This is a genomic window from Nocardia sp. NPDC004722 (genome assembly GCF_053601505.1).
In genome coordinates this window covers 1-5,858 of the sequence record NZ_JBSGBY010000541.1, presented here as the reverse complement: position 1 = coordinate 5,858, position 5,858 = coordinate 1, and the positions used below count along the sequence as shown (strand labels likewise).

General features: G+C 67.7%; 8 protein-coding genes. 1 reads left to right on the top strand and 7 read right to left on the bottom strand.

Features of this window, described 5'->3' with window-relative positions:
- The 6 genes from ACWELQ_RS35870 to ACWELQ_RS35845 form a co-directional block, all read right to left on the bottom strand.
- Positions 1-534 (bottom strand): AMP-binding protein (locus ACWELQ_RS35870; protein ID WP_452401458.1); only part of this gene is annotated, 534 nt, incomplete at its 3' end.
- A gap of 109 nt (positions 535-643) precedes the next feature.
- Positions 644-982: a DUF3349 domain-containing protein gene (locus tag ACWELQ_RS35865; RefSeq protein WP_452401457.1), complete on the bottom strand. Its 339-nt coding sequence runs from the start codon at positions 980-982 to the stop codon at positions 644-646.
- Between the two features lie 25 nt (positions 983-1,007).
- Positions 1,008-1,277, bottom strand: coding sequence for a hypothetical protein (locus ACWELQ_RS35860; protein ID WP_452401456.1), 270 nt, complete (start codon positions 1,275-1,277; stop codon positions 1,008-1,010).
- Positions 1,278-1,286: 9 nt separating this feature from the next.
- Positions 1,287-2,492, bottom strand: a complete 1,206-nt coding sequence (locus tag ACWELQ_RS35855; protein WP_452401455.1) for an anion permease — start codon at positions 2,490-2,492, stop codon at positions 1,287-1,289.
- A 119-nt stretch (positions 2,493-2,611) separates the two neighbouring features.
- Positions 2,612-3,001, bottom strand: a complete 390-nt coding sequence (locus tag ACWELQ_RS35850) for a VOC family protein (protein ID WP_452401454.1) — start codon at positions 2,999-3,001, stop codon at positions 2,612-2,614.
- Positions 3,002-3,050: 49 nt separating this feature from the next.
- Positions 3,051-3,944 (bottom strand): 1,4-dihydroxy-2-naphthoyl-CoA synthase, encoded by an 894-nt coding sequence (locus ACWELQ_RS35845; protein WP_452401453.1) that lies wholly within the window; start codon positions 3,942-3,944, stop codon positions 3,051-3,053.
- A 351-nt stretch (positions 3,945-4,295) separates the two neighbouring features.
- On the opposite strand from ACWELQ_RS35845, the gene ACWELQ_RS35840 reads away from it, so the two are divergent.
- Complete coding sequence (locus tag ACWELQ_RS35840) at positions 4,296-4,742, top strand: DUF6918 family protein (RefSeq protein ID WP_452401452.1); 447 nt, start codon at positions 4,296-4,298, stop codon at positions 4,740-4,742.
- Between the two features lie 140 nt (positions 4,743-4,882).
- Here ACWELQ_RS35840 and ACWELQ_RS35835 read toward each other — a convergent pair whose 3' ends face one another.
- Positions 4,883-5,710 (bottom strand): siderophore-interacting protein, encoded by an 828-nt coding sequence (locus ACWELQ_RS35835; RefSeq protein WP_452401451.1) that lies wholly within the window; start codon positions 5,708-5,710, stop codon positions 4,883-4,885.
- Positions 5,711-5,858 lie beyond the last annotated feature (148 nt).

Here is a 5,858-nt window from a genome sequence, read left to right as displayed (position 1 = left end):
CGCGGCCCCGCCGACGAGGATGCCGTCCAGCGAGGCGAGGGCGGCGGTGGCGGCGGGCTCGTCGAGCGCCTTGATCAGCTGGGTGGGGACCAGCGAGGTGTAGCGGCGCGGGCCGCGCATGCTCGCGATCGCGCCGACCAGCGCCTCGGGGAGGAAGCCGCCGGAGACGTCCAGCATGGTCGGTTCGGTTCCGGCCAGAATGCTGCGCAGCAGCACCTGGATGCCCGCGATGTGATGGGTCGGCAAGGCCAGCAACCACTGGCCGGGCCCGCCCAGCCGCTCGTGGGTGGCATCGCCGCTGGCCCGCAGATTGGCCGCGGTGAGCATGGCGCCCTTGGGGTTTCCGGTGGTGCCGGAGGTGGTGACCACCAGGGCCACCTCGTCGTCGATCTCCTCGCCGGGCCGCAGGCTACCGCTCAGCCGCTGGGCTTCGCGGCGGTCGGCGGTGGGAACCGGGAGCCAGGCGGGGCCGTTGCCCTCCAAGGCTTCTCGGAGATGCGGCAATACTTCGCCCACCGCTGCGCCGGTGGGCATGGGAAGAATTCGGAGGGTATTGCTCACGTTCGCGATCGTGTCATTCCGTGGGGTGGCGGCGCGCGGAGGGGTCGGCGCCCGGTTGTCGATGCTGCTGGGTCTCGTGCGGTCAGTCGGACGTCGGTGTCGCCAGCGGCCATCCACCGGCTGCGAGCCTGGAGGCCACCCGAGCGATATCGTCCTCGCCGGGCTGCTCCTTGGCAACTCGGGCAATCGCCGCCTCGATGTCGGCGCGGTCGATGTCGGAGGCGGCCACCCGGTCGCGAATCAGCTCCTCCACGATGAGGTGTACCTCGTAGTCGGTGAGCCGTCGATGTAGCACCGCCAGCAGCGCCACATAGTCCGATTGCGGAATACCCTGCGGGTATCCGGCTTTCAACCACGCCAGCACCTTCTGCAGCACGTTGGTGCGCGGCGGCGGGCTCGGGATCGGTTCGGGGGTGCTCACGAGCGTGCCTTTCGATGAGGCGGCGTCACGCGCCGAGCAGGTGAATTCCAAGTCGGGTGGCCAGGAAGTCCTTGGCGATGTAGAGCACACCGAGGACCACCGCGATCATGACCACTCCGAAGCAGAGCGTCGACACGGCCAGCGCCACGGTCCGGGTGGAACCGGTCGCGCCATCGTCCACCTGGGCGCGGAAGCGGATACCGGCCGCGAACACCGTGGGCAGTCCGGCTCCGAAGATCAACGCGGCCAGCGTCACTCGCCACAGATCGGTGAGGTTGTGCAGGAAGTTGTGCATCCGGTCCTCCTAACCGATTCCGACGGTGTCGTCTTTGCGGCCTGCCGCGGTGTCGTTCTTGGTGGTGGGAGCAGGGGTGTCGTCCCAGTCGTCGGTGACGTTGTGCGAGTTCACCACCGCGCGCTTGGACCGCAGCCAGATCAGCGTGGCCATGACGATCAGCAGCGCGAACACCACCAGGACACCGGCGGTGCCGCCGATGCCGTTCAGCAGCGCCCAGCACAGTCCGCCCACCACCGCGGCCAGCGGCAGCGTCAGCACCCAGGCGGTGGCCATCCGGCCCAGCACGCCCCAGCGCACCTCCGCGCCCGGCCGCCCGATGCCCGAACCGAGGATGGATCCGGTGACCACCTGGGTGGTGGACATCGGCAGGCCGAAGTGCGCCGAGGTCAGAATGATCGCCGCGCTGGTGGATTCGGCGGCGAACCCCTGCGGCGGCACGATGTCGACCAGGCCCTTGCCCAGCGTGCGAATGATGCGCCAGCCGCCCACGCAGGTGCCCGCCGCCATGGCGACGGCACAGGCGACGATGACCCAGAGCGGGATCTGATCGGTGGGCTTGGCGGTGCCGTGCGCGATCAGCGCCAGGAAGATGATGCCCATGGTCTTCTGCGCGTCATTGGTGCCGTGCGCCAGCGAGACCAGGGAGGCGGTGCCGATCTGCCCCCAGCGGAAGCCTTTCGACACCGTCTTCTCGTTGCTGCGCTGCGTGATCCGGTACACCACCCAGGAGGCGGTGGCGGCCACCAGCGCGGCCACCACGGGGGACAGCACGGCCGGAATGATGATCTTGGCGAGCACGCCGTCGCTGCCGCGGGCCCAGATCACGCCGTGCCAGCCCAGCGCGGCGATGGTGGAACCGATGATCCCGCCGAAGAGCGCGTGCGAGGAACTCGACGGCAAACCCAACAGCCAGGTGAACAGATTCCACAGAATGCCGCCGACGAGACCGGCGAAGACGATGTCGAGCAGCGCCCGCCCGCTCACCTCCGAGAGGTCGACGATGCCCTTCGCGACCGTCGCGGCGACGGCGACACTGAGGAACGCGCCGATGAGATTCAGCGCGCCGGACAGGAGTACGGCGGTACGGGGCTTGAGCGCACCGGTCGCAATGGAGGTGGCCATCGCGTTCGCGGTGTCGTGGAATCCGTTGGTGAAGTCGAATGCCAAGGCTGTGCAAACAACGATCAGCAGAACGAGCAGTTCGGCAGACACACCGATCAGTCTGCGCTATACCCTTTACGCTCCGTTAACCGGTGCCCCCCGACGTATTTCACAGTTACCTTCGTGCTAAGGAGCCGACCCGCCCTTCGATGCGGTCCGGCGCGGCGTCCTCAGTCGCCCCGAATGTCGCGCCGGATCGGGTGATTCGCCGGAATCTCCACGAAGACCAGCGGCACCCCGTCGGGATCACGCACCCACATCTCGATCAGCCCCCACGGCTCTTGTTTCGGTGCGCGGTCGATCGCCACGCCGCGCAGCGCGAGTTCCGCGGCGGTGTCGCCACAATCACGCACCTGCAACCAGATGGCCCCGGCGAACCCGGCGGGCGCATCCTCGCCGCGCCCGTGCCCGGCCACCTCGATCAGGTTCTGCCCCGCGAAAAAGACCGTCCCGCCCGGATACTCGCGGGCAATGGCCAGCCCGAGCGCGTCGCGATAAAACCCCAGCGTCAACTCGTAGTCACGCGGCCGCAGGATGACCCGACTGCTCAGTATCTCCATGAGTGCAGCATGACAGCTTGCTGTTTGCCGCATGCGCGGGTTCGGGTGCTCAGAAGTAGTACGGGTACGGCTTCCAGTCGGGCTCGCGCTTCTGCAGGAAGGCGTCGCGGCCCTCGACCGCCTCGTCGGTCATGTAGGCCAGGCGTGTGGCCTCACCCGCGAAGAGCTGCTGACCGACCAGTCCGTCGTCGGTGAGGTTGAAGGCGTACTTCAGCATCCGGATGGCCTGCGGCGACTTGCCGAGAATCTCGGCACTCCACTCCAGCGCCACATCCTCGAGCCGCTCGTGATCCACGACCGCGTTGACCGCCCCCATCTGATGCATCTCCTCGGCGGTGTACGGCCGCCCCAGGAAGAAGATCTCGCGAGCGAACTTCTGCCCCACCATCTTCGCCAGGTAGGCGCTGCCGTACCCGGCGTCGAAGCTGCCCACGTCGGCGTCGGTCTGCTTGAACCGCGCGTGCTCGCGCGAGGCGAGGGTGAGGTCGCAGGTGACGTGCAGGCTGTGCCCGCCGCCCGCGGCCCAGCCGTTGACCAGCGCGATGACCACCTTGGGCATGAAGCGGATGAGCCGCTGTACTTCCAGGATGTGCAGCCGCCCCGCGCGGGCCACGTCCACGGTGTCGGCGGTCTCGCCGGAGGCGTACTGGTAGCCGTTGCGCCCGCGGATGCGCTGGTCGCCGCCGGAGCAGAAGGCCCAGCCGCCGTCCTTGGGGCTGGGCCCGTTCCCGGTGAGCAGGACCGCGCCGACATCCGGGGTCATGCGGGCGTGGTCGAGGGCGCGGTAGAGCTCGTCGACGGTGTGCGGCCGGAAAGCGTTGCGTACCTCGGGGCGATCGAAGGCGATCCGTACCGTGCCCTGCTCGATGTGCCGGTGGTACGTGATGTCGGTGAGGTTCTCGAATCCCGGAACGGGCCGCCACAGCGTCGCATTGAAGGTCACGGGTCTGAACATACTGTTTCGCTTTGCGCCGCGTGGAAGCCCCACCGCAGTTCGGCGCGGTGTTTTGTGCGTCACGTCGCGACCGCTGCGGCGGAATTCGGCCACCGGACAAGCGCGCTGATTGTTAGCGGATGGGGTTGCCGGATGGTGCGATCGGTCGCTTGCTACTCGCCGTTGATGAACTGGGACCGAACGGTTGCCGAAAGTGAAACGCTGCCAATCGATTGCGGAGGGCTTACAGTGCTGTTGCTGCCGCGGCAGTAACAGCACGTTGGCATCGGTGTTCGGGGAAGCCGATGCGTATAGTTGCGTGCGCTCGTTCATCGAAAAACTATCCGGAGGAACCTGAAAGTGGTTGCAGCACTGTCTGAATCCCTGCTCGATGACGCCAAGCGTCCGGCCTTCATCGCCGACGCCGTGAAGGTTCTGGATGAGGAGGTGTCGGACAAGGGCGGCGCGTCGGGCCTCGTCGTCAAGGGCGGCTACGCCGCGATCAAGAAGGTCAGCCCCTCGATCGTGGGTGACGCGCTGGAGTCCTTCGCGCCCAAGTTCGTCGAGCAGCTGGAGCCGTACTGGGCGGAATACCAGAACGGTGGCTCGGGATCGTTCGCCGATCTGCTGGCGTCCAAGCAGGACGAGGTCGCCGACGCGCTGCTGTCGGTGACCGACGCGCGGGCCGAGGCGTCCTCGCGCCCGGCGCTGACCAAGGTCTACAACTCCATGCGCTCGTCGGCGAAGAAGCATGTCGCCGAGGCTCTTCCGCGCCTGGGTGACCTGGTCCAGAAGCACGCTGGTTAATTAGACCGACCGGTTCGCGGCCCGGCGAGGGGCCGCGAACAGTCACCGATGGTCGCCGACAACGCGACCCGGCGGTGGCCGCGAATGCCCGTGGAGGTGGTTCCCGGGCACTCGCGCCCCGCATTCGGGGTGTCCCGAATTCAGCCCTGGGACTTGCCGACTCGCCAGTACCCGGTGAAAGTGATGTCCGCCTTGGGGATCTCGCGTTCCTGCGCCAACTGCCGGCGCACTCCCGCGGCCAGCTTCTGCTCGCCCGCGATCATGGCGTAGACGCCCCGTCCGGGCAGGTCCGCCGCCCGTACCGCCTCGGCGGCCAGCGCCCCGACCTCACCGTGCGCGTCCTCGCGCACCAGCCAGTTCACCTGCACGCCCGCGGGTTCGCCCAGTTCCTGGGCGTCGTCCGCGTGCGGGATCTCGATATACGCCGCGCCCTTCGTGCCGCGCGGCAGTGACCGCAGCACGCCGCCGATGGCGGGCAGCGCGCTCTCGTCGCCCACCAGCAGGGTCCAATCACTGTGGTCGGGAGCCTGATACATGATGCCCTCGTCCAGCAGCCCGACCTTGCCGCCCGGGGTGGCATTGTTCGCCCACGCCGAGGCCGGGCTGTCGTCGCCGTGCGACACGAAGTCGATGTCGATCTCCGCCGTGCTGCCGAACTCCCCGAAACCGGCGGCGCGGTAGTCGCGCACGGTGTAGTTGCGCGTCAGCGGCCGATGCTCCTTGCCCATCATGAGGTACTGCGCGTACCAGCCGAGGTTGCTCGCGGAGGTGGGCAGTTTCAGGCTGCCGTCGCGGCCGGGCATGAACAGCCGGAACCACTGGTCGAATCCCATGGCGGTGAATCCGGCCAGTCCCGGCCCGCCGAGGGTGACGCGCACGAAATTGGGACTGATTCGTTTGCTGGCCAGGACTTCCGCGGTGAGGATTTCGCGGTGTTCGGGCTTGACATACTTGCTGCGCTTCGCCATTCGCTTAGGTTAGCAAAGCCTAACTTGCCACGACAGGTGTGAGCGGGGCGACGCAGCGCGGATGATCGCTGTCTGGGAGGCTGGTGGCGTGAATCCTTCGACTGCACAGGCGCACGTCGTCGTCGACGAGCTCGCCCGCGGCGGAGTG

Coding starts and splice junctions, on each gene's coding strand:
- ACWELQ_RS35860 (WP_452401456.1), bottom strand. CDS start 1,277: ATGCACAACTTCCTGCACAACCTCACCGATCTGTGGCGAGTGACGCTG.
- ACWELQ_RS35850 (WP_452401454.1), bottom strand. CDS start 3,001: ATGGAGATACTGAGCAGTCGGGTCATCCTGCGGCCGCGTGACTACGAG.
- ACWELQ_RS35835 (WP_452401451.1), bottom strand. CDS start 5,710: ATGGCGAAGCGCAGCAAGTATGTCAAGCCCGAACACCGCGAAATCCTC.